Source organism: Streptomyces sp. NPDC050636 (assembly GCF_040654775.1).
Lineage (GTDB): Bacteria > Actinomycetota > Actinomycetes > Streptomycetales > Streptomycetaceae > Streptomyces.
In genome coordinates, this window is sequence record NZ_JBFAIP010000003.1 from 81,488 (window position 1) to 104,225 (window position 22,738).

Genomic DNA, 22,738 nt, shown 5'->3' on the forward strand with positions numbered 1-22,738 from the left:
GGGGTCACTCCTTGTGGGAGAGGGCGCGGACGGTACGGGAAGGGCTCGGCCGGCCCAGTCGGTCCGCCATCCACACGCTTGTGGCGGTGAGGCGGTCCAGGTCGACCCCGGTCTCGATGCCGAGGCCGTGCAGCATCCATACGAGGTCTTCGGTGGCGAGGTTGCCGGTGGCGCTCTTGGCGTACGGGCAGCCGCCGAGGCCGCCCGCCGAGGCGTCGACGGTGGTGACGCCGTGCTGGAGCGCGGCGAAGGTGTTGGCGAGGGCCTGCCCGTAGGTGTCGTGGAAGTGCACGCCGATACGGGAGGTGGGCACGCCGGCCTCGTTGAGGGCGGCGAGCAGGCGCTGGACGTGGCCCGGGGTGGCGACGCCGATGGTGTCGCCCAGGCTCAGTTCGTCGCAGCCCAGGTCGATGAGGGCGCGGCAGACCCGGACGACCTGGGCGAGGGGGACCGGGCCCTCCCAGGGGTCGCCGAAGCACATCGAGAGATAGCCGCGGACGTGCGCATGGGCGCCTTGGTCGGATTTCGCCCGCGCCACGACCGGCTCGAACATCGCCAGGGACTCGTCGACCGTGCGGTTGAGATTGGCCTTGGCGAACGACTCCGTGGCGCTGCCGAACACGGCGATGCGGCGGGCGCCCAGCGCAAGGGCGCGGTCCAGGCCGCGTTCGTTCGGCACGAGGACCGGCAGGGCGACGTCGTGCAGATCCCCGACGAGGGGGAACAGCTGCTCCGCGTCGGCGAGTTGGGGCACCCACTTGGGGTGCACAAAGCTCGTCGCCTCGATGGTGGTGAGGCCCGCGCCGGCGAGACGGCGGATGAACTCCGCCTTGATCTCGGTCGGCACGACCGTCTTCTCGTTCTGCAGCCCGTCGCGCGCGCCGACCTCGTGGATCCGCACCCGCGCGGGGAGATCCTGGGCCGGTACGGCCATGGGCAGTCCGACGGCGGTCATTCCCCGTCCTCCTCTGCCTCTTCCGCTACGGGGGCGATCACGGCAAGAACCTGGTCCATGGCGACCGTGGTGCCCGGAGTGACGTCCAGTTCGGTGACGGTGCCGGCGTGCGGGGCGGAGATGACGTGCTCCATCTTCATCGCCTCGACCACCAGCAGGCTCTGGCCCACCGTCACCTCGTCGCCCACCCCGACCTTCACCACCGTGACCGTGCCGGGCATCGGGGCGGTCAGTGAGTCGGCGCCGGCGCGCGTGGCGCCGGAGAGCGCCGCGGCCACCGGGTCGTGGTCCCGCACCTGCCAGGCGTCGCCGTCCCGGCCGAGCCACTCGCCGGCGCGCCGGAAGGTGTGGCGCACGCCGTCGAGGGTGACGGACACGTAGCCGGGGGTGACGGTGGCGGTGTCCCGGGCCACATACGCCACCGGGTCGAGGCCGGGGACGTGCAGCCAGTGGGTGACGGGCGTGGGCTCGCCGCCCAGCCGCCAGCCGCTCGGCACCGAGAACGGGTCCGTCCAGCCGCCGGCGGCTGGACACCGAAGCTCCAGCTCGGCCCGGCGCACCGCGGCCGCCGCCTCGTACACCTCCGCCGGCACGGTCCCGTCGACCAGCCCGTCGACCTCCCGCTCGACCAGGCCGGTGTCCAGGTCGCCGGCCACGACCGCCGGATGGGCCAGCAGCCGGCGCAGAAACCCGGCGTTCGTGTGCACGCCCAGCGTGACGGTCTCCGCGAGCGCGGCCCGCAGCCTGCGCAGTGCGGTGGGCCGGTCCGGGCCGTACGCGATGACCTTGGACAGCATCGGGTCGTAGAGGCTCCCGACCTCCGTGCCCTCGCTCAGCCCCGAGTCGGTGCGTACCCCGTCGCCCTGCGGCTCGTGCAGTGCGAGCACCGTGCCGCCGGAGGGCAGGAAGCCACGTGAGGGGTCTTCCGCGCAGATCCGGGCCTCGACGGCGTGCCCGGTCAGGGTGATGTCCTGCTGCGCGTACGGGAGCCGCTCGCCCGCCGCGATCCGGATCTGCCACTCGACCAGGTCGAGACCGGTGACGAACTCCGTCACCGGGTGCTCGACCTGGAGGCGGGTGTTCATCTCCATGAAGAAGTAGGACGAGGGGTCCTTGCCGGGGACGATGAACTCGACGGTGCCGGCGCCCCGGTAGCCGCAGGAGCGGGCCGCCTGCACGGCCGCCTCGCCCATCGCCGCGCGGGTGGCCTCGTCCAGCAGGACCGACGGGGCCTCCTCGATGATCTTCTGATGACGTCGCTGGAGGGAGCATTCGCGCTCGCCGAGGTGGACGACATTGCCATGGCCGTCGGCCAGGATCTGGATCTCGATGTGCCGGGGGCGGTCGATCCAGCGTTCGACCAGCAGTGTGTCGTCGCCGAACGAGCCGCGGGCCTCACGGCGGGCGGCGGCGATCTCATCCGTGAGCCGCGCCTCGTCCCGCACCAGCCGCATGCCCTTGCCGCCGCCGCCCGCGGACGGTTTGAGCAGCACCGGCATGCCGATCTCCCGTGCGGCGGCGGCCAGTTGGCTGTCTTCGAGGCCGCTGCCGGACGAGCCGGGCACCACCGGGACACCGGCCGTGTGCACCGTCTCCTTGGCGCGGATCTTGTCGCCCATCAGGTCGATGGCCTCGGCGGACGGGCCGATGAAGGCGAGCCCCGCGGCCGCGCAGGCACGGGCGAAGCCGGCGTTCTCGGCGAGGAAGCCATAGCCGGGGTGGATCGCCTGCGCGCCGCTGCGGGCGGCGGCGTCCAGCAGCCGGTCGACCGCCAGATAGCTCTCGGCGGCCGGGGCGGGCCCGATCCGCACGGCCGTATCGGCCTCGCGGACATGGCGGGCGTCCGCGTCCGCGTCGCTGAAGACGGCCACCGAGCGGATGCCGAGGGCACGCAGCGTACGGATGACGCGGACGGCGATCTCGCCGCGGTTGGCGATCAGGACGGTGTCGAACATGGTGGTGGGCATTCCTGCGGGCATCCCTCTCGTGTCCAGCATCCCTCTCGGCTCTGACATCCCGCTCACATCCTGAAGACGCCGTAGCCGGGTTCGCCCAAGGGGGCGTTGGCGCAGGCGGTGAGCGCCAGTCCCAGCACCTGCCGGGTTTCCAGGGGGTCGATCACGCCGTCGTCCCACAGCCGGGCGGTCGCGTAATAGGCGTTGCCCTGGGTGTCGTACTGCTCGCGGATCGGCGCCTTGAAGGCGTCCTCGTCCTCGGCGCTCCACTCCTGGCCGTGCGCCTCCAGCTGGTCGCGCTTGACGGTCGCGAGGACGGACGCGGCCTGTTCGCCGCCCATCACCGAGATCTTGGCGTTCGGCCACATCCACAGGAAGCGGGGGGAGTAGGCCCGGCCGCACATCGAGTAGTTGCCCGCGCCGTAGGAGCCGCCGATGACGACGGTCAGCTTGGGGACGCGGGTGCAGGCCACCGCGGTCACCATCTTGGCGCCGTGCTTGGCGATGCCGCCCGCTTCGTAGTCGCGGCCGACCATGAAGCCGGAGATGTTCTGGAGGAAGAGCAGCGGGATGCCGCGCTGGTCGCACAGCTCGATGAAGTGGGCGCCCTTCTGGGCGGATTCGGAGAACAGGATGCCGTTGTTGGCGACGATGCCGACCGGGTGGCCGTGCAGATGCGCGAAGCCGGTCACCAGGGTCGTGCCGTACTCGGCCTTGAACTCCGCGAAGCGGGAGCCGTCGACGAGCCGGGCGATCACCTCGCGGACGTCGTAGGGCGTACGGGAGTCCGCGGGCACCGCGCCGTAGAGGCCGGCCGGATCGACCTTGGGCTCCTCGACAGGCCGTACGGACCAGGGGAGCGGGTCGCGGTCGCCGAGGGTGGCGACGATGGTGCGCACGATCCGCAGTGCGTGTGCGTCGTCCTCGGCGAGGTGGTCGGTGACCCCGGAGGTCTTGGCGTGCACCTCGCCGCCGCCCAGCTCCTCGGCGGTGACGACCTCGCCGGTGGCGGCCTTCACCAGGGGCGGCCCGCCCAGGAAGATCGTGCCCTGTTCGCGCACGATGACGGCCTCGTCGCTCATCGCCGGGACGTAGGCGCCGCCCGCCGTGCAGGACCCGAGCACCGCCGCGATCTGCGGGATGCCGGCGCCGGACATCCGCGCCTGGTTGTAGAAGATCCGCCCGAAGTGCTCGCGGTCGGGGAAGACCTCGTCCTGCATCGGCAGGAAGGCACCGCCGGAGTCCACGAGGTACAGGCAGGGGAGACGGTTCTCCAGGGCGATCTCCTGCGCCCGCAGATGCTTCTTGACCGTCATCGGGTAGTACGTGCCGCCCTTGACCGTGGCGTCGTTGGCGACGATCACCGTCTCGCGGCCGGAGACCCGGCCGATGCCGGCGATCACTCCGGCGGCGGGGGCGGACCCGCCGTACATCCCCTCCGCGGCGAGCGGCGCCAGCTCCAGGAACGGCGATCCGGGGTCCAGGAGGGCGTCCACCCGGTCCCGGGGCAGCAGCTTGCCGCGCGCGGTGTGCCGGGCTCTGGACTTCTCACCGCCGCCCAGCCGCGCCGCCGCGAGCTTCTCGCGCAGCTCCGCGGCCAGCTCGCGGTGCGCGGCCTCGTTGGCACGCCAGGAGTCGGACGCCGGGTCGGCGGTACTCCCCAGCACCGGTGCCTGCTCCATCAGTAAGAGCCCCCTTGCTCGGTCCTCGGTCCCGGCGTCGCGGTCGGCGTCCGCCAGGCCCTCCGGGTTAATGGGCGTTAACCTCATTTCCTTCAGGTTAACGAGCACTAACCCGCCTGTCTACAATTGGCGGCATGAGTAATGCGCACGCCCCTGCCCCGACCAGCCGCCGCGAGCAGATCCTCAAGGAGGCCGCCCGGCTCTTCGCGGAGCGCGGCTTCCACGGTGTCGGTGTGGACGAGATAGGGGCGGCCGTGGGCATCTCGGGTCCCGGCCTCTACCGCCACTTCGCCGGCAAGGACGCGATGCTCGCCGAGCTGCTGGTGGGGATCAGCGAGCGGCTGCTGGCGGGCGGCCGGATGCGGGTCGCCGAGGGCGGCGAGAGCCCCGAGGCGGTGCTGGACGCGCTGATCGACGGCCATATCGACTTCGCGCTGGACGACCGTCCGCTGATCACCCTGCACGACCGGGAGCTGGACCGGCTGCGGGAGGCCGATCGCAAGCGGGTGCGGCAGCTGCAGCGGCAGTACGTCGAGCTGTGGGTCGAGGTCGTACGCCGGGTCCACCCCGAGCCCTCCGAGTCGCAGGCCCGTGCCGCGGTGCACGCCGTATTCGGCCTGCTCAACTCCACCCCGCACCTGGGCCGCCCGGGCGCACTCCCGGGCCGTACGGAGATGGCGGAACTGCTGCACCGGCTGGCGCTGGGAGCCTTCGGCGCGGTGGCGGCGGAGCCGGAGACGGTGGCGGCGGCAGGTGCGTAGGGGGCGGCCGCTCGCGTGGCGCAGCTCGCATCCAGGCCGTTCGGTTACCTCTGGACAGCTTCCTTGACTGGCGGGTAGCTTTCGCTGAGCAAGCGCTTAGACGGTGCTTGGCCGGCGACCTGGAGGAGGGCCACGAAGATGCGCCGTACGGTGTTCAACGAGGATCATGAGGCGTTCCGCGAGACCATACGCGCCTTCATCGAGGCCGAGGTCGTCCCCGTCCACGACGAGTGGTTCGCCGCGGGCCAGGCCCCGCGCGACTTCTACTACAAGCTCGGTGAGCTGGGCATCTTCGGCATCCGGGTACCCGAGGAGTACGGCGGCGCCGGCATCGACTCGCACACGTACGAGGCCGTGATGTACGAGGAGACCGCCCGCGCGGGCGTCTCCTTCGGCGGCTCCGGCGTGCATGTGCTCCTCGGACTGCCGTACATCCAGATGCTCGCCACCGACGAGCAGAAGAAGCGCTTCCTGCCGAAGTTCGTCACCGGTGAGGAGATGTGGGCGCTCGCGATGACCGAGCCGGGCACCGGCTCCGACGTCGCGGGCATGAAGACCACCGCCAAGCTCTCCGAGGACGGCACGCACTACGTCCTCAACGGCGCCAAGACCTTCATCACCGGCGGCGTCCACGCCGACCGCGTCATCGTCTGCGCCCGCACCGCCCCGCCGAAGGAGGACGACCGCCGCTTCGGCATCTCGCTCTTCGCCGTCGACACCAAGGCCGAGGGCTACTCGGTCGGCCGCAAGCTGGACAAGCTCGGCCTGAAGGTCTCCGACACCGCCGAGCTGGCGTTCGTCGATGTGCAGGTGCCGGTCGACGACCTGCTCGGCGAAGAGAACAAGGGCTTCGGCTACCTGGGCAAGAACCTGGCCTCCGAGCGCTGGGGCATCGCCTTCGGTGCGTATGCGCAGGCCAAGGCCGCCGTCGGGTTCGCCAAGCAGTACGTGCAGGACCGCACGGTCTTCGGCAAGCCGGTCGCCGCCTTCCAGAACACCAAGTTCGAGCTGGCCGCCTGCCAGGCCGAGGTGGACGCCGCCGAGGCCGTCGCCGACCGCGCGCTGCAGGCCCTGGACGCGGGTGAGCTGACGGCCGCCGAGGCCGCCTCGGCGAAGCTCTTCTGCACCGAGGTCGCCCACCGCGTCATCGACCGCTGCCTCCAACTGCACGGCGGCTACGGCTACATGAACGAGTACCCGATCGCCCGCCTGTACGCCGACAACCGCGTCAACCGCATCTACGGCGGCACCAGCGAGGTCATGAAGTCGATCATCGCCAAGTCCATGGGCCTGTAAGGCCGTACGCACATGTCCGACGCGCTGTGCTCCCTCCTCGATCTGCTCGCCCTGGAGCGGATCGAGGAGGACATCTTCCGCGGCCAGAGCCGCGATTCGATCGTCCCCAGGGTCTTCGGCGGCCAGGTCGCGGCGCAGGCCCTGGTCGCGGCCGGGCAGACGGTCCCCGAAGACCGGCCGCCGCACTCCCTGCACGCCTACTTCCTGCGCCCAGGAGACCCCGGCGCGCCGATCGTCTACACCGTCGACCGCATCCGCGACGGCCGGTCCTTCACCACCCGCCGCGTCGTCGCCGTGCAGCACGGCCAGCCGATCTTCCACCTCTCCGCGTCCTTCCAGGTGCACGAGGAAGGGCTGGAGCACCAGGAGCCGATGCCCTATGCGCCGGATCCGCTGACCCTGCCCACCGCGGCCGAGATGCTGCCCCGGTACGCGGACCGGTTCCGCGAACCGGGTGTCGTGGAACGGCTGTTGGAGGCCCGGGCGGCCGTCGACCTGCGCTATGCGGACGCGCCGCCGTTCGGGAGCGTGGGGGAGCCGCGCGAACCCCGCTCCCAGGTCTGGTTCCGTACCCAGGGCAAACTCGACGGCGTCAGCGACATCGCCCGGCCGCTGCTGGACATCTGCCTGGTCACCTATGTCTCCGACATGACCCTGCTGGACTCGATCCTGCTCGCGCACGGCCGGGGCGGCTGGGCGGTCGGCGATGTGGTCGGCGCGAGCCTGGACCACGCGATGTGGTTCCACCGGCCGCTGCGCGCCGACGAATGGCTGCTCTACGACCAGGAGTCCCCCACCGCCCAGGGCGGCCGGGGGCTGGGCAAGGGCCGGATCTTCACGGCGGACGGGCAGTTGGCGGTGTCGGTGATCCAGGAGGGCGTGATCCGGGTGCCGCGGGAGTAGCGGAACCGGCTGCTCAGCGCAGACCGGCGGCGTCCAGCAGGTATGCGGTCAGCGGGTCGTAGTAACGCGGGCTCAGGACGTGGTCGTCCAGCGGGATCGTCACCTGGAGCGTGCCCTCGGCCTCGCCCAGGAAGAGCGCCGGGTCATTGGAGTCCGCGAAGCCCACCACCTCGATACCGCGCTGGCCCGCGCAGCCCGCCCAGCCGTGGTCGGCCATCACCAGATCCGGCAGCGGGGCGCCTTCCCGCTCCAGCTGGTCCAGGATCGCCGCCATCGGCGCGGGGGAGTGGGTGTGCCACAGCGTCGCGCCGCGCTCCAGCATCGCCACGTCGGCGAACTGGACGACCAGGCCCTCCTCCACCGCCAGGACGCCCGGTACGGCCATGATCTCGCAGCCCTTCGCCCGCAGCGCCTCGGCCGTGGCGCGGTGCACGTCCAGCAGACCGCCCGGGTGACCGGTCGCGAACAGCACCCGCTGCCGGTCGGCCGCCGCCTTGCGCAGCACCGCGGCGGTACGGTCCAGGGCGTCCACCGTCAGCTCGGGGTCGATGGTGTCCTGCCCCTGCCGGTGGTGCGGATCGTCGCTCACACCGCAGCGCTCCGCCATCACCGCGAGCACGTCCTGCTCGTCCGTCCACCGGTTGCCGAGCTCCAGGCCGAGCCAGTAGTGGCGGTCGCCGTTGGCGAGTTTGCGGTAGTGGTCAAGGTTGTTCTCGCGGGGGGTGGCCACGTCACCGGCGATCCGGGTCCGCACGAGATGGTCGACGAGTTCGGCGCGTGTTGGAGCTGCGGCTGCAGCGGCTATCGGCATAGCGCCCATTGTGCCCGTACAGATCTGCCGGGGCGGCGGAGTTCCGGAGCGCGGACACGGGAGCGTGGACACCGGGCGTGCGCCGGGCCCGGCCGTGCGCCCGGCGGCTACGATCGCCGGGGGATTCCCGGGTGTTCCCGTAGGTGTGCCGGGACAGGGCCAGGTTTTCCCCAGGTGACCCGTACGGCGTAAGGGGGGCCGACCGGTGGGCAGCAAGGCGGAGAAGCCGCCGTGGCAGGTACGGGTACGAGCGGCCGACGGCGGCGCGGTCGCCGGCGGCGGCACCCTCTGCGCCAACGGCACCGTCCTCACCTGTGCTCATGTCGTCAAGCAATGCCGAGGACCGGACGGGCAGGGCGGCGTCCGGGTCGACTTCCCGTTCCTGGAGCGCGGCAGCGGCATCCCGGCGCAGATAGTGCTCGCCTGTGAGCCCGACGCGATCGGCGGCCCGGACGATGTCGCCGTGCTGCGGCCGGACCGCATCCCGTACGGGGCCGAGCCCGCCCCCCTGGAGGAGAACGCCGAGCTGGCCGGGCACACGGTCGGCGCTTACGGCTTTCCCGACGGCCATCCGGACGGGGTCTGGGCCGGCGGCCGGCTCGCGGGCCGCACCGCCGGCGGTCTGCTGCAGTTCGCCGCCGTCAGCCAACCGGGCCATCCGCCCGCCCGAGGGTTCAGCGGCTCGCCCGTATGGGACGAGGAGCTCCGGGCCGTCATCGGCATGGTGACCGCCGTTGACCGGCTCGCCGCGCTGCGCACCGCGTACGCCCTCCCCGTCGACGGCCTCCGTACGCACTGGCCGGAGCTGGCCGAGCCCAGTCCCGTCCGGCTGTGGATCCACGATCCGCACGGCGGGCCGCCGAGGATGGCGCCGCTGCGCACCACGGGCCCCGGACGCCATGAGTTCTGGATCGGCCGCGGCGACGGCGGCCCGCGTGAGCCGTACGTCCTGCTCGCGTCCCGGCCGCCGCATGTCGTCAGCCGCTGGCACTGCCTGCTGGCCTGCGAATTCGGCCAGTGGTACGTGGAGAGCCCGATGGAGCAGGTGCGCACCTACGTGCGGCACCCCGGTGCCGGCGGCCCGGAGCTCGTCCCGGAGGTGGACCGGCTGCGGCTGTACCACGGGGACACGGTGGTGATCCGTGCCGTCCTCTCCGCGGCCGACGGTCAACAGGCTTCCGGATGCTGGGAGTTGGAGTTCGTAGACGACCGTCACACCGTTCGGTAGCGTCAGTTGCCCGTGCCCCAGTAGCCGCCAACGCCTCTTCCGTCTCGCGGTTTTGTGAAGTGAGCTCGTTCGAGTGACGGGGGAACTACTCCCCATGATCGATTCGTCATCGACAGTAGCGAAATCCGCATGACGAAATCGGCAGTGTCATCGACGGTGACGCTGGGAAAGGCCGCCGCGGCGTGGTCGCGGTACAGGGGAGGCGTGGAGCGATGAAGAAGCTGCGGACGACATTCACCTGGTGCGGGCTGTTAGGGGTGGGCTCCGCCCTGCTGCTGAGCCTCACGGGGGCCACCGCGACAGTGCCGCCACTCCACAGCCTCGTCGAACACGGCGGAGCCTCCCAGCTCCTTGCCACATCCGTGCTCGCCCTCAACATCTGGGTGCTGTTGATGCTGCTCGCCCTGAGCAACCGCAACAGCCGGGAGGCCGCGTCGCTGGCCGCCGCGAAGCCGAGGGGCCCGGGGCACGCACGGACCGAGGTGCACGAGGCCCTGAACCAGGTCCGGTTGATCGCCGGCACGACCGACCCGGCGCAGGTCGAGTCGCTCGTCGGCGGTCATTCCGCGGTCCGCGGGGCGCGCGCCGAGACGCCGTACGCCGTCATCCGCGCCCTGGTGTGGGCGCTGCCCGCGCTCGGCTTCATCGGCACCGCCGCGGAGATGTCGCGGTCGGTCCGCGGGCTGAGCGGCGCCATGCGCGGCACCACCGACTACGCCGAGCTGAGCGGTGTGCTGGTGTCCGATGTGATCAGGCCGCTCGCCTCCGCCTTCGGCATCACGCTGTTCGCGCTCGGCAGCAGCGTCGTCTGCCATCTGCTGGTCTCCTTCGTGCACACCCGTGAGGAGCGGCTGCTGCTGGAGCTGGACGAACTGGTCCTCGACCGGTTGTCCGGAAGCGCCGGGGGCGCGACGCTCTCCGGCCGCGATCGGGCCGCCGAGGCCGAAGCGGCGGCCGCCATGTCCGAGGCCATGCGGGCGGCCGCCGAAGGGGCCCAGGGGTTGAACACAGAGCTGGGCCGGCTCAAGGCCGAAGCCTCCCAAGTGCGGTTCGATGCGCGGGACGTCAAGCCCGACCGCTCCGAGGAGGTCATCCAGCAACTCGGCGCCATCGGCGCCCAACTGGCGGCCATCGGCGAGGGAATGGACCGCGAAATGGTCCTGACGCCGGTGCGCACCCAGGGCAGGGTGCCCGGCCAGAACGGATTTCCCGGCGGCCGCGGGCTGCCCGGCGGTCCCGGCGACCCGGGTGACGGAGTCCTCTGATGCGTGGCTTCGGGGGAGCCAGGGGGTTCGGCGCGCGGCGCGGCAGCGAGGACGGCGCGCCGGTGGAGCTGCGCTTTATCGACCTGCTGCTCATCATCATCGCCACCTTGATGTTCCTGGCCGTACTGCTCAGCCTGGTGAGTGCCAACAACCCGGCCGGCAAGGAGGAGGCCAGCAAACCGCCCAAGGTCGAGGTCGCCACCGCCAAGGCGCCGGACGCGCTGGCGGGCTCGCCGTACGAACTCACTCTCGCGGCCGTCGGCGGCGTCGCCCCGTACCACTGGGACCGGACGTCCGGCGAACTCCCCAAGGGGCTCAGGCTCACCCCGGGGGGCGTGCTCACCGGCCGCGCCGAGGAGCCCGCCGGTCCGCCCGGCGCGGTTCACGCCACCGTCCGGGTGGAGGACTCCCAGGGGCAACGCGCCGAGCGCACCCTGTCGTTGAAGGTGCGCCGGGCGGCCGAGGAGGGAGCCGAGCGCCCGCAGCTGCGGGTGGTCTCCAAGACGGTCGCGGTGCCCGAAGGCAAGAAGGGCGAGGCGTATCCGGCACACCGCTTCGCGGCAGAGGCGGGCAGCACCCCCTACACCTGGCAGCCGGCCGGCGCCCTTCCCGGCGGTATGAAGCTCTCCCGCAGTGGCGAACTCTCCGGCAAGCCCGCCAAGGAAGGCATCTTCACCTTCGGCATAACCGTCAAGGACCGCACCGGCCTCCAGGCCGAACAGCAGGTCCGGCTCGTGGTCGGCGAGGTGCGCCCGGAGCGGGAGAGCGACGTCTCGGATGCGCCCTGGTGGTTGCTCGTCCTGGGCGGGATCGGCGCGCTCGTGGTCCTGCAGATCCTGAAGCTGATCTTCTTCGGCCGGCCGCAGCTGGTGGCGAGGGAGGTGCCGGGGATGTTCCGGAGGTGATTCGCCGATCCGGGGTGATGCCGGCGTGTGGCCGGTCCGCCGACCGATGGACGTACCGGGGGCGCGGAGCCGAGGTGCCGACTCGCCGGCGGCTGGTGAACATTGGCCGCCTGCACGGGAGTTGGGGAGAAAATCCGGCGAGGTTACGGGCCGGGACGGGAGCGGAAGATGGGATTCGAGTCGGATCCGCGGGCCGGGCTGCGGACCGGAGCCCGGCTGAGCACCGGCCATGAGGTGCGTGAGGTGCGCCGGGGCGGGTTCTCCGAGGTCGGCGTGGTCGAGGGCCGGCATGGCGAGCGGCTCGCGGTGAAGCGGATCCGCGGCGAGGTGCGGGCCCGCCTCGGCAGCGCGGCCGACCAGGCGTTCCTGCATGAGTGCGAGGTCGCGGTGGCCCGGCTCGGCCAGGCGCCGTGCACCGCCCGCCCGGTGCTGGCCATGCCCGCGCTGGAGCAGGTCGAGGACGGGCCGCGGGCGGGCGATGCGGCGGACGGGGACGGCGCGGACGCGGCGGGCCGGGTGGCGGAGGTCATACGGGTGGCCCTCGGCCCGGCGCTCTTCATGGAGTACGTGGACGGGCCCGCGCTCGCCGAACTCCTGGCCGCCGGGCGGCTGTCGCTCAGCCAGTCGGCGCGGATGTGCGGCGGAGTGGCCAGCGCGCTCGCACACGCCCATGCCGCAGCTGTCTGCCACCGCGACCTCAAACCCACCAACATCCTGCTGACCAGGGCGAACGAGGTGCGCCTCATCGACTGGGGGCTCAGCGGCGCCGGCGAGCTCTCGGACGGCACCACCCGGATCGAATACCTCTCCCCGCAGCGCGTAGAGCGGATGGATCTGGCGACTCCCCCGGACGACGTCTACGCCCTCGGCATGATCTTCCACCAGTGCCTCACCGGGCGCCTCACGGGCCACTGGCCGCTCAGCGAACCGGGCGCGCTGCGCCGGGAGTTGGCCGAGCGCTGTCCGGACGTACCGGAAGAGCTCGCCCACATCGTCGTGGCGATGCTCTCGCCACGCCCCGAGGACCGCCCCACCGCCCAGGCCATCGCCGACACCCTGCTGCACGCGGGCATGGCCGGCACCCTCGCGCAACGGGACCTGTACCGCCCGTTCTGCGACGGGTGCGGTTTCATCGGCGTGGTCGCGGGCGCGGGGCCGGGGCCGGGTATGAGTACGGGCCGGGGGACGGCCTGTCCCGTATGCGACGAACGCCTCGTCCGGCGGGTGGACCGCGCGCCCGGCCCGGACATGGTGCGGATCCCGGCGGGCCCGTTCATCCACGGCCTCAGCGACTCACAGGCCCGGCACGCCCTGATCACCGCGCGGATGGCGCCGGACGACGACCAGGTCCGCCAGCTCACCGCCGACGGAGGCCCCCGCAAGGTGTTCTGCCGGGCCTTCGACATCGACCGCACCCCGGTCACCAACGCCCAGTACGCCGCCTTCGTCGAGGCCGTGAACTACCCGGAACCGCAGGACTTCAAGGAGATGCTGGCCGAGGCCCCCGACCATCCGGTGACATCCGTGAGCTGGCGCGACGCGCTCTGCTACGCCTTGTGGTGCGGCAAGCGGCTGCCCGACCCGCTCGAATGGGAGAAGGCGGCCCGCGGCGCGGAGGACGACCGGATGTACCCCTGGGGCAGCACCTTCGAGCGCGCCCGCTGCTACGGCCCGCGCGGCGGCTCACGGCTGGGCGGCGCGGCCACGTCCCCGGTTGGCGCCATCCCCGCCGGGGAGTCCCCCTGGGGCGTGCTCGACATGACCGGCAACGTCAACGAATGGGTTGCGGCGGGCAGCGTGCGCGGCTTCCGAGGGGTACGCGGCGGCGCGGCGGGCGAGTTGCTGGAGGTGTACGGCCTGGTCTCGTACCAGTCGCAGGCCAGGGCCGACCACGCCGACCCGGCCATCGGTTTCCGCTGTGCCTCCGACGTCGGCCACGAGACCGTTCCGTATGAGCCGGGGGAGTCGGCGGAGCCGTATCCGCCGCCGGAGCCGCGCGCGCCTTCGGAGCCGCACGGGCCCGCCCTCCGTCACATCCGAGACATCCATGAGTACCCCGAAAGGTTCCGATCCCCATGACCGAAGAACTTCTCCGCTTCCCCCTGGACGGTGGCGGCGAGGTGACGGTGGAGGCCCGCCCCGACGAGTCGGGCATGGTGGGCGCCTCCCGTGGGGACGGTGCCATCGCGGCCGGCACCACGACCTTCAACCGTGCCCTGGACGGCGTACGTGACGCGGCCGATGTGGCGCTGCGCAGCTTCAGCTCGCTGGCGCAGCGCCCGGACGAGGTGCAGATCCAGTTCGGGGTCCGGCTGACCGCCGAGGCGGGTGCGGTGATCACCAAAACCGGTGTGGAGGGCCACCTTCAGGTCACCGTCACCTGGTGCGGCGATCACTCCGGCCGACGCCGCGAAACCCCCGAGGCGCCTGAGGCGGGCCCCAGCGTGCCCGAACCCGGCCGACCGGGGTGATCGGCCGGCCCGACTGACCGGCCCGGCCGAGTGACCTGCCTGACCAGCCCAGCGGTCCGCCGTGGCCACCCTGGCCCAACCCCTGGTCACCCCTGGACAAACTGTCGAACGCCCCCCGGCCTCCCTCACACAAATGTCCATGTGCGGATTCCGTAGCCTTCCCTACCCTCCACCTCATGACCACCGCATCCCCTGAGCCCGTGGGCCCCGTCGACTCCTCCCGCATTCCGCGCTACGCCGGTCCGGCGACCTTCGCGCGCCTGCCCCGCCTCGACGAGGTGTCCCGGGCGGATGTGGCCGTCGTCGGCGTCCCCTTCGACACCGGCGTCTCCTACCGCCCCGGCGCCCGCTTCGGCGGCAACGCCATCCGCGAGGCCTCCCGCCTGCTCCGCCCGTACAACCCGGCCCAGGACGCGTCCCCGTTCGCGCTGGCCCAGGTCGCGGACGCCGGCGACATCGCCGCCAACCCGTTCAACATCAACGAGGCTGTGGAGTCCGTCGAGGCCGCGGCGGACGACCTCCTCGGCACCGGCGCCCGCCTCATGACGCTCGGCGGCGACCACACCATCGCCCTGCCCCTCCTCCGCTCCATGGCGAAGAAGCACGGCCCGGTCGCCCTGCTCCACTTCGACGCCCACCTGGACACCTGGGACACCTACTTCGGTGCCGAATACACCCACGGCACCCCCTTCCGCCGCGCCGTCGAGGAAGGCATCCTCGACACCTCCGCCCTCTCCCACGTCGGCACCCGCGGCCCGCTCTACGGCAAGAAGGACCTCGACGAGGACGAGAAGATGGGCTTCGGCATCGTCACCTCCGCGGACGTCATGCGCCGCGGCGTCGACGAGGTCGCCGACCAGCTCCGCCAGCGCATCGGCGACCGCCCCCTCTACATCTCCATCGACATCGACGTCCTGGACCCGGCCCACGCCCCCGGCACCGGAACCCCGGAGGCCGGCGGTCTCACCTCCCGCGAACTCCTGGAAATCCTGCGCGGCCTGGCGTCCTGCAATCTGGTCTCCGCCGACCTGGTCGAGGTCGCGCCGGCCTACGACCACGCGGAGATCACCTCGGTCGCCGCCTCCCACGCGGCCTACGAGCTCACCACGATCATGTCCCGGCAGATCGCGGCGTCGCGGAGCTGACCAGGCGACGTCCGGACGACGATTGGACGACGACCGGCCCGCCGCGAAAGTCGTGGCGGGCCGGTCGGCTTATCGCTAGGAACGCAGCTGGTACATCCACGCGGGCGATTCCGCGCCGCGGGCGTCGATCGACTCAAGGCCCGTTTCGAGGTGGACGCGCAGATAGATGCCTTCCATGCGGTTACGCGTCGCGGCGAGCATATGCACACCGGTGGTGAAGAAGTGGACCATCGTCAGGAATTTCTCCAGGTGCGCGGCCACTGCGAAGTCTTCGCTCCACGCAGGGGGTTCGTCATCGGACGGCGTCCGCAATACCTCGCCGCTGCCGCCATCGATGACGACGGTCCCGCCCCACCATTTTCCGATACGGAAGAAGGGGCCCGCTCTGCCGGAGTCCGGGGCGTCGGCCGGCCAGACGACTTCCCTGATGCCTGTTTCGGCAATCGGATCCAGCCCCAGCCCCATGACATTGACAGGCGGCAGGCCGATGTCGGTCAGAATCCGTCGTGCGGCCTCGTCGGCAATTCCCGGCGGCACGGACTCGACCGGGAGGCGCTGCGTGAAATCGGATCCGAACAGGTCGTCCAGCGCCTGGCGGCTCAACGGCTCGGCCTCGGCCAGCACGGGGTCGTTCACCGGCCGGTAGGGCCACACCAGTGCCTCATTCCGGAGGGGAGAGAGCGCCACCGGCGTGGCGGGTTCGGTGGATTCCACCGCGATGGCCCCACCGGAGCCCGCCAGGATCAACAGGTCGCCCATCGTCAGGGAGCAGGACAGGAATTCTTCGTCGAGCCCGCGCAGCCCGGACGGAATGGCCGACTTGCGCAGCTGCTGTGCGGTGATGGGAGTGGTACGGGAACCCGGCCAGGACAGCGACTCGGCGACGTCTTGGGGGAGTTCTTCGGTGAACGCGGGGAATTCCTGCTCGCCGGTCTCCGGGTCCCAGATCCAGATGGCTCGGGTCAGTTCACCGAAGCCCACGACGAGATCCTTCTTCTCCCTGCGTACAGCGGTGAGGCTGACGATTGACCCCGGCTCGGTGAAGCGTGCCTGCCAACCGCCCGGCGGCCGCCAGTTCGTCCAGCGCACCTTCCAGGGAAGCCGTACACCGGAACTCTCGATCTCCCGCGCCCTGTTGTGGTCGCCTCGCGCCGAGGCCAAAAGGTGAAGCCACGCCGCCCACTCACCCTGACTCGGGGGCGTGATGCCGTTCAGGTGTGCGTAAAAGGCATCGGAGGCCCCGGAGTTTCCCCGCGCGGGACCGGGCATACAGCTCAACGCGTCAAGAAACGCGTCCTGGGTGGTATTCGCAGCCAGCCGGCCATCGCTGATCAGCAGATCCGATTCCCCGGCGTTGAGTGCATGCATCGGCAACGCCTTGGCGGCATAGGCTCCGATATCCCCCGACGCCTGCCATCCGTCGGGGTGGGAGAGCTCCGCCGTACTGGTGCGCAGCCATGCACAGACATCACGATTGACCGTGCGGAACAATTCGACGGGGGTGTTGGCGCGGAGCCGGTCCGCCTCGCACTCCTGACGGAACTGCACATGACCGGAGTCGATACACAGCAGCGTGGAATGCTCCAGTGCGATCTGTGTGAGCCGGTCGGCCCTGGCGTCCTCGGCTCCATACGCCTGGGCCAACGCCTCCCAGACGCGGATCGGCACGCGACGTTCTTCCGCGAGAGCCAGTGCGCGGATCTCCGACGGCACGGAGCTGGATTCGATGCCGGATTCGATGCCGGATTCGCGCGGGCCGGTCACTGTGACATCGGCGTCCAGGTGGAATCGGCGTCGGTTCTCCCGGTGGTCGTAACTCGCGTCGCTCACTTCGATGATGACGCCCAGCCCGCCATTCTGAGCGAGCTGGTCAAGATTGAAGTCGGCGAAGCGGCGGGGGTGTGACGAGAGCCGGGTGCGACCTGCGCGCTGGGTGTTCGACACCAGGATGAGCCGCCGCTCGTCGGCGCGATCCTCCGACGGCGACCATTCTCCTTCGGCCGCCCCGACCAGATCCACCTCTCCGATATCGCAGATGGTGTCCAGGAGTTCCTCGGCGGTCAGCCCCGTGGCGTCCAGCAACTCGGCCTCGGGAATCTCACGGGACAGCCGCAGCAGCGTATCCGTACGTCCCGACCGGGGTGGCCCGGCGATCTCGACCACTTCGGGGACCCAGGCCTCGTCCTGCCACCAGGATGTGAGCTGCGAGATGACCGCATCGGGGGTCGTACCTTGGGCGGGCTCGTGCTGCATCAACTCTCCATGCGTCGTACGGATATCGGCGAGATCCCCCGGCCCAGGCTACTCCGGCTACTCTCACAGTAGTTGGGGAATGACCTTCACCCAGGTGTCGCCAATTCCCTTCATGTAGCCCGTGAATTCGCCCTTGATGGATTTTTCCTTCCCGGTTTCGATCTTGCCGGTGCGTGCGTCCCGGCGGTCTCGTTCCGCCTTCAGAGCGGCCTCACGTTGTTCCTCGCTCAGGTTCTTGTCATTCTTGATCCGCTGAATCTCCGGCTCATGCTCCTTCCTGATGGCGTCGCGTTGCGCCACGCCATCAGGGTCGGAGCGATACGTCGTGCTGTAGTGCACCGGGACCCCTTGCATCTCCGGATGGATCCGCAGCCGGTTCGAGCAGTTCGCGTGCCCTTCGCCCTTTCCGCAGGGCTCCCGCTCGGTATACAGCCCCTTCACCTTGACGTGCTGGCTCGGGTCTTCCGAGCCGTTCCGGCGGTCGACCTCCTCCAGCAGCACCTTTTCGGAGTGCCCCGGCTCATATCCGTGCTTACCGGCGGGGACAGAGGAGTCGACCAGGTACTCGACGGAGCCGTCGGGGCGCTGTACTTCCAGGACGGCGAAGTTCTTCCCGGTGAAGTCCGGACGGTGATCGCCCGCAGCGTCCAGGAGCGCCTTGAGGCCCGGGCGCTTGTAATGGGTCTCCTGTCCCTTTTCCGCGTTGCGCTGGTTCACGTCGTCAAAATTGATGTCCTTCCCCGCTGCCTTGATGTCGGGCATCATGCCGGGGCGGTGGGCGGCCGGCCAATTCGACCGCTCTCGAATAGCAGGGCCAGGGCGATCTGTTTCACCCGTGGGTTTTCCGTCCGCGTCCGTCCGGTGGATCTCGGCCGCATGCTGCTCGTGGAACGAGATGCTCATACGGGCCAACGCGGCGACCACGGCGCCCCGTTGACCCTGGTCCAGGTCGCTGAAGTTGGGATCGCGCAGAATCTTGTTCAGTTCGTCCTGCGTGAAGGTGGTGCGTCCCTCAGGTCCGTGCTCCCGTGCCGTACGGTCCAGCACCTGGGCGAGCGGGCTGCGGCCGTGCTCGTCCGTGCCGGGGTGATCGGGATCGGCCCAGGTCGAGAGGTTGTTGTGGGTCGTCTCGGTGTCCGTACGGAAGACGGGGTTCCGGCCGTCCGAGCGCAGATCCCGCTGGGCCGCGTCCGGATCGAGGCCCTGCGGACTCTGCAGCTTCGGCCCTTCCGAACCGTCCTCGTTCGTGTTCTCGCGTACGTGCCGTTCCCGCTCGGTTTCGCCCTCGGGACCGTTGTCGTCCTGGTCGAGCTTCGGCTTCTTGCCGTCCCCGTCGTCGATGTCCATGTCATCTAGGGAGTGCTTTTTCGGGTCGGACCCCGCCGGCTCCGCGGCGGGCCGGCGCTCACCCTCGTTCGCCGGCCGCTCGGACGACGGTGTGTCGTCGCTGATGGGGCGGCGGTTGGCGTCCAGCGGGATCGCGTGCACACCGTTGCTGCCGTCATGGAGCGGCTTGTCGCTGCGCCGGCCCGTCTGGGCGTCGACGTAGGTGATCTTGCCGTTGTGGTTGACGACGTTCCAGGCGTGGGCGCGGCCGTTGCGGTCCTGGGTGACGATGACGGCCTGGGAGCCGTGGCCGGAGTCGCGGAGGGTGTTCTCCAGGCGGTTGAAGGCGTCCCGGCCGTTGCCGTAGTCGTTGAAGCGGGCGCCGAGGGTGTTCTCGATACGGTCGCGGCCGTTGTTCTCGCCGCGGTCGGAGGGGCTGCCGTCCGGGTTGGTGTCGGGGGTGCGGTTGGCGGCTGCCGTGGGGTTGCCGGCGTAGGTGTCGGCGGCGGCCAGGGCGGCGTCGACGCAGTTGTTGTTGCGGCCGGGGGCGTCGGGGCCGGGGTCGTTGACGCGCTCGGCCCAGTGCTCCGGGTCCGGGGCGTGCTCCGGGTCGCCGTTCTCGTCCTTGGGGATCGAGTCCTCGACGCGTTGCTGGTGCTCGTCGGTGGGGCCTTCGAGACCGCCGGGATTGTCGCGGTTACGGGTTTCGGAGGCGGGCTGGGGGGCGGAGGAGTTGTTGGGGTCGGGGGCGTCGTTGATGTTGGAGGTGTCGTTGGTGTTGGAGGTGTCGTTGGTGTTGGAGGTGTCGCTCGGGTCGGTGTTCCGGTCCGCGTCTCGGTCAGCGTTGCGGTCAGCGTTGCGGTCGGTGTCCTGGTCAGTGTCTTGGTCGGTGTTGTCGGGGCGGTTCGAGTGGTCGGACTGGTCGGACTGGTCGGACTGGTCGGAGCGGTCGTGGCCGGACTGGTCGGGGGTGGTGTCCTGACGGGGCCGGTCGTCGGTGCGTGACGGGTCTGCGGGGGCGTCCTGCCGCGGGTCGTCGGTGCGTGGTTCGGAACGCGGATCGGTACGCGGATCGGTACGCGGACCGGCGGGGGTCTCGGTGCGCGGCTCGGTGCGCGTCGGGTCCGACTCCGGGCGCGTGGGAGCGCTTTGGTTCTCGTTCGTGGGTTGTTGCTGGGACGGCCGGTTGGGGTCGTCCGGGCGCTGTGTGTCGGGACGTGTTGTGTCCGGGCGTGTGGCGTCCGGACGTGGCTGTGTCTGGGTGGGGCGTTGCTGCCGCGGGTCGGGGCGTCCGTTCTGGGTGTCCCGGGGGTCGGCCGGGCGGGGGCGCGACTGGTCCGGGCGCGGGCCGTCGAGGCGGGGGTTGTAGGCCGGGCGGTCCGGGCGGCGCTGTTGGGTGACGTCCTGGATCGGCTGGGAGCCGTCGGGGCGGCGGGTGGACGGGGCGGCGGGGGTGCCGGTCGACGGGTTGCCGCCGCGTGGCGGGGCGGCGTTCGGCGCCGAGGGGCCGCCCTGCGGAGGCATGGTGGTGGGTGCGCCCATCACCCCACCCGGGGCCTGCTGACCGCTCTGCGGGGATTGCTGCGGGGTGGACGGGGCGGACGGAGCGGACGTGCTGGGATCCGCCGTGTGCTGGGTGGGCGGGGGCGCGGTCATGGTGTCCGCGGACTGGGTGGTGACCGTGGTGTCCTGGTCGCCGCCGACGGTGGGCATCGGGTCACCGGGCGACGGATCGCGCTGCGGGATCGACGGACCGGCGGACGGTGTGTGGTGTACGGGGGCGCCCTGGGAGGACGTGCTCACATGCGGTGTCGAAACGCGGCCGCTGCCGCCGCTATTGGAGTTGTCCCCGTTGTTGCCGTTGCCGTTGCCGTTGCCACTGCCGTTGTTGTCGGTGTTGCTGCTGCCGCTTCCGTAGTTGTCGCCGCTGGAGGGCGGGTTGCCGGCGACCGGGTCGGGGGAAGCCGACGGCTGCGGCGACTGGGCCCCGTCCGGGCGCGAAGGACCTTCCGGGGAAGGCGAGTTGGACTGACTCGGAGCGGACTGGTCCGGCGTCGGGGAGGAGGAGCGGTCAGGGGCTGGGCCGGAGTCGGGTGTCGGGGACGCGTCCGGGTGCGTGGAGGGGCCGGGTGCCGGCTGGGTGCTGATGGAGTCCGGGGCGGGACGAGCCGAGTCCGGGGTGTTGTTCGGGGTGTTGTCCGGGGTCGGCTGGGTGCTCGCCGAATCGGGCCCCGGGCGGGAGGCGTCCGGTGTGGCGCCCGTGTCGGGGCTGGCCCCGGTGCCAGGAGTGCTGCCGGAGTCAGGAGTGCGTCCGGAGTCGGGGGTAACACCTGAGTCGGGGGTACGTCCGGAGTCAGGAGTACGCCCTGAGTCGGGGGTGCCGCCGGAGTCAGGGGTGGTGGATGTCCCGTACGGGTTGTGGTCGTTGCCCCCTGTGTAGCCCTCGTCGAAGGCGGTGCGCTGGTCCGGGGGCGGCAGCGGCGAAGCCTGCGGAACGCTGCGGTTGCCGTCCGGGCCCTGGGCGGATCCGTCGGGTCCGGCGGACGAGCCACCCGGCCCGTTGGACGTCGAACCGCCGTCGGGGGTGGCGGAGGGAGTGGCTCCGCCCCCGGCGTCAGTGCCCGAATCACCGTTCGGACGGGGTGAGTTGGAGCCCGCGCCACTGCCCGCGCCACTACCCCCGCCGCTGCTCCCGGCGCCGGAGCCCGTACCGCTCCCGCTGCCCCCACCGCCGTCACTGGTGCTGCCGGAACCGCCGGAGCCGCTGCCGGAGCCGCTGCTCCCAGCGGAGCCACTTCCCGACCCACTTCCCGACCCGCTGCTGGAGCCACCCCCGGAATCACCCCCGGAACCGGTCCCCGAGCCACTCCCGGCCCCCGAGCCGCTTCCCGTGCTGTCGCTGCTCCCGCCCCCGCCGTCTCCGCCGTCTCCGCCGCGTCCGGCGGCGTGATCCAGGCCGCCCCGGGCGTGGGCGCCCGCCCTGCCGCCGGCGCCGTCACGGAGCGACTCGGCGAAGGTCTGGCCGGAGTTCTTGGCCGCCTCCACACCCGCTTCCGCGCCGGTCTTGACGCTGCGGCCGACGTCGAAGCCCTGCTGGGCCCCGAAGTTCATGTTCATGCCCTGCGCGATGGCGTCGGAGATCATCGCCTCCAGCGCGGAGACGGCCGGCTCCTTGAGCGTCTCCATGATCGCCTCGACCAGCGCCTCGCGCGCCTCCTTCAGGATGCGGCGCACGAACAGGCGGGTGGCCTGTGTGGCGGCCGCCGCGCCGATTTCGGAGAGTCCCAGCGTGAACGGAGCCGCCGCCTGCGCTGCGATGATCTCTGCCGCAAGGATCGCCAACTGGGCGATCACCGCGACTTTCATCCCGATGATGATCCCGGCGCCCAGGTCCATCGCGACGGCGATCATCTCGGCGGCGGTACGGGCATCGTCGAAGTAGCCCGAGCCGTTGCCCGAGAACTTCTCCCAGGTCTTGTTGAATCCGTCGATGCTGTCGCCGGAGTTCGCCGACAGGACATTGCCCGCCGCGGTCACACCCTCCGATTGCAACTGCTCGACGGCCGCGGCGAATTCCCGCCACTGGTTGGCGGACTCCATCATCTTGTCCTCGTCGCCCGTCGGCCAGTCGTAGCCGAGCATCTCAAGGACCCATTCGAGCCAGTCCGGAAGCATGAGCGACATGGCGGCAATCCCCCGTAGGACAGCGAAGCGACGATGAAGCGGGGGAGGGGACGGGTGGCCCCCTCGCCCCTGGCGTGCTTGCGGGCGTGTGGGTGAAC

At 71.0% G+C, this 22,738-nt stretch carries 15 protein-coding genes; 9 read left to right on the plus strand and 6 right to left on the minus strand.

Annotated features, from left to right (window positions below; genetic code table 11):
• Positions 1-4: 4 nt before the first annotated feature.
• The 3 genes from AB0I10_RS05115 to AB0I10_RS05125 all read right to left on the minus strand — a co-directional run bounded on the left by AB0I10_RS05115 (position 5) and on the right by AB0I10_RS05125 (position 4,592).
• Positions 5-955 (minus strand): hydroxymethylglutaryl-CoA lyase, encoded by a 951-nt coding sequence (locus AB0I10_RS05115; protein WP_363150927.1) that lies wholly within the window; start codon positions 953-955, stop codon positions 5-7.
• Positions 952-2,910, minus strand: a complete 1,959-nt coding sequence (locus tag AB0I10_RS05120; protein WP_363151084.1) for an acetyl-CoA carboxylase biotin carboxylase subunit — start codon at positions 2,908-2,910, stop codon at positions 952-954. Before AB0I10_RS05120 ends, AB0I10_RS05115 begins: the two co-directional genes overlap by 4 nt.
• 65 nt (positions 2,911-2,975) lie before the next feature.
• A complete protein-coding gene (locus AB0I10_RS05125) occupies positions 2,976-4,592 on the minus strand; it encodes a carboxyl transferase domain-containing protein (protein WP_363151085.1) in 1,617 nt (538 codons plus the stop codon).
• A 134-nt stretch (positions 4,593-4,726) separates the two neighbouring features.
• Between AB0I10_RS05125 and AB0I10_RS05130 the strand changes: the two genes are divergently transcribed.
• From AB0I10_RS05130 to AB0I10_RS05140, 3 genes are all read left to right on the plus strand, one after another.
• Complete coding sequence (locus tag AB0I10_RS05130; protein ID WP_363150928.1) at positions 4,727-5,353, plus strand: TetR/AcrR family transcriptional regulator; 627 nt, start codon at positions 4,727-4,729, stop codon at positions 5,351-5,353.
• Positions 5,354-5,491: 138 nt separating this feature from the next.
• Positions 5,492-6,649, plus strand: a complete 1,158-nt coding sequence (locus tag AB0I10_RS05135) for an acyl-CoA dehydrogenase family protein (protein WP_363150929.1) — start codon at positions 5,492-5,494, stop codon at positions 6,647-6,649.
• Between the two features lie 12 nt (positions 6,650-6,661).
• Positions 6,662-7,552: an acyl-CoA thioesterase II gene (locus tag AB0I10_RS05140; protein ID WP_363150930.1), complete on the plus strand. Its 891-nt coding sequence runs from the start codon at positions 6,662-6,664 to the stop codon at positions 7,550-7,552.
• Between the two features lie 13 nt (positions 7,553-7,565).
• Here AB0I10_RS05140 and AB0I10_RS05145 read toward each other — a convergent pair whose 3' ends face one another.
• Entirely contained in the window at positions 7,566-8,363 is a 798-nt protein-coding gene (locus tag AB0I10_RS05145) for a phosphatase (RefSeq protein WP_363150931.1), read from the minus strand.
• A gap of 205 nt (positions 8,364-8,568) precedes the next feature.
• Here AB0I10_RS05145 and AB0I10_RS05150 point away from each other — a divergent pair, with 205 nt between their 5' ends.
• The 6 genes from AB0I10_RS05150 to speB all read left to right on the plus strand — a co-directional run bounded on the left by AB0I10_RS05150 (position 8,569) and on the right by speB (position 15,377).
• Entirely contained in the window at positions 8,569-9,591 is a 1,023-nt protein-coding gene (locus AB0I10_RS05150; protein ID WP_363150932.1) for a serine protease, read from the plus strand.
• Positions 9,592-9,803: 212 nt separating this feature from the next.
• Positions 9,804-10,856 carry a hypothetical protein gene (locus AB0I10_RS05155; protein WP_363150933.1) on the plus strand — a complete coding sequence of 351 codons (1,053 nt, stop codon included), beginning with the start codon at positions 9,804-9,806 and terminating at the stop codon, positions 10,854-10,856.
• Entirely contained in the window at positions 10,856-11,761 is a 906-nt protein-coding gene (locus AB0I10_RS05160) for an Ig domain-containing protein (RefSeq protein ID WP_363150934.1), read from the plus strand. The genes AB0I10_RS05155 and AB0I10_RS05160 overlap by 1 nt, the downstream gene beginning before the upstream one ends.
• Before the next feature lie 168 nt (positions 11,762-11,929).
• Positions 11,930-13,840: an SUMF1/EgtB/PvdO family nonheme iron enzyme gene (locus tag AB0I10_RS05165; RefSeq protein ID WP_363150935.1), complete on the plus strand. Its 1,911-nt coding sequence runs from the start codon at positions 11,930-11,932 to the stop codon at positions 13,838-13,840.
• Positions 13,837-14,232, plus strand: a complete 396-nt coding sequence (locus tag AB0I10_RS05170; protein WP_363150936.1) for a CU044_2847 family protein — start codon at positions 13,837-13,839, stop codon at positions 14,230-14,232. Before AB0I10_RS05165 ends, AB0I10_RS05170 begins: the two co-directional genes overlap by 4 nt.
• Before the next feature lie 176 nt (positions 14,233-14,408).
• Positions 14,409-15,377 (plus strand): agmatinase, encoded by a 969-nt coding sequence (gene speB, locus AB0I10_RS05175; RefSeq protein ID WP_363150937.1) that lies wholly within the window; start codon positions 14,409-14,411, stop codon positions 15,375-15,377.
• Positions 15,378-15,452: 75 nt separating this feature from the next.
• On the opposite strand, the gene AB0I10_RS05180 is transcribed toward speB, so the two are convergent.
• Positions 15,453-17,630 (minus strand): SUKH-4 family immunity protein, encoded by a 2,178-nt coding sequence (locus tag AB0I10_RS05180; protein ID WP_363150938.1) that lies wholly within the window; start codon positions 17,628-17,630, stop codon positions 15,453-15,455.
• 63 nt (positions 17,631-17,693) lie between these two features.
• Positions 17,694-22,640 carry a toxin glutamine deamidase domain-containing protein gene (locus tag AB0I10_RS05185; RefSeq protein WP_363150939.1) on the minus strand — a complete coding sequence of 1,649 codons (4,947 nt, stop codon included), beginning with the start codon at positions 22,638-22,640 and terminating at the stop codon, positions 17,694-17,696.
• Between the last annotated feature and the right edge of the window lie 98 nt (positions 22,641-22,738).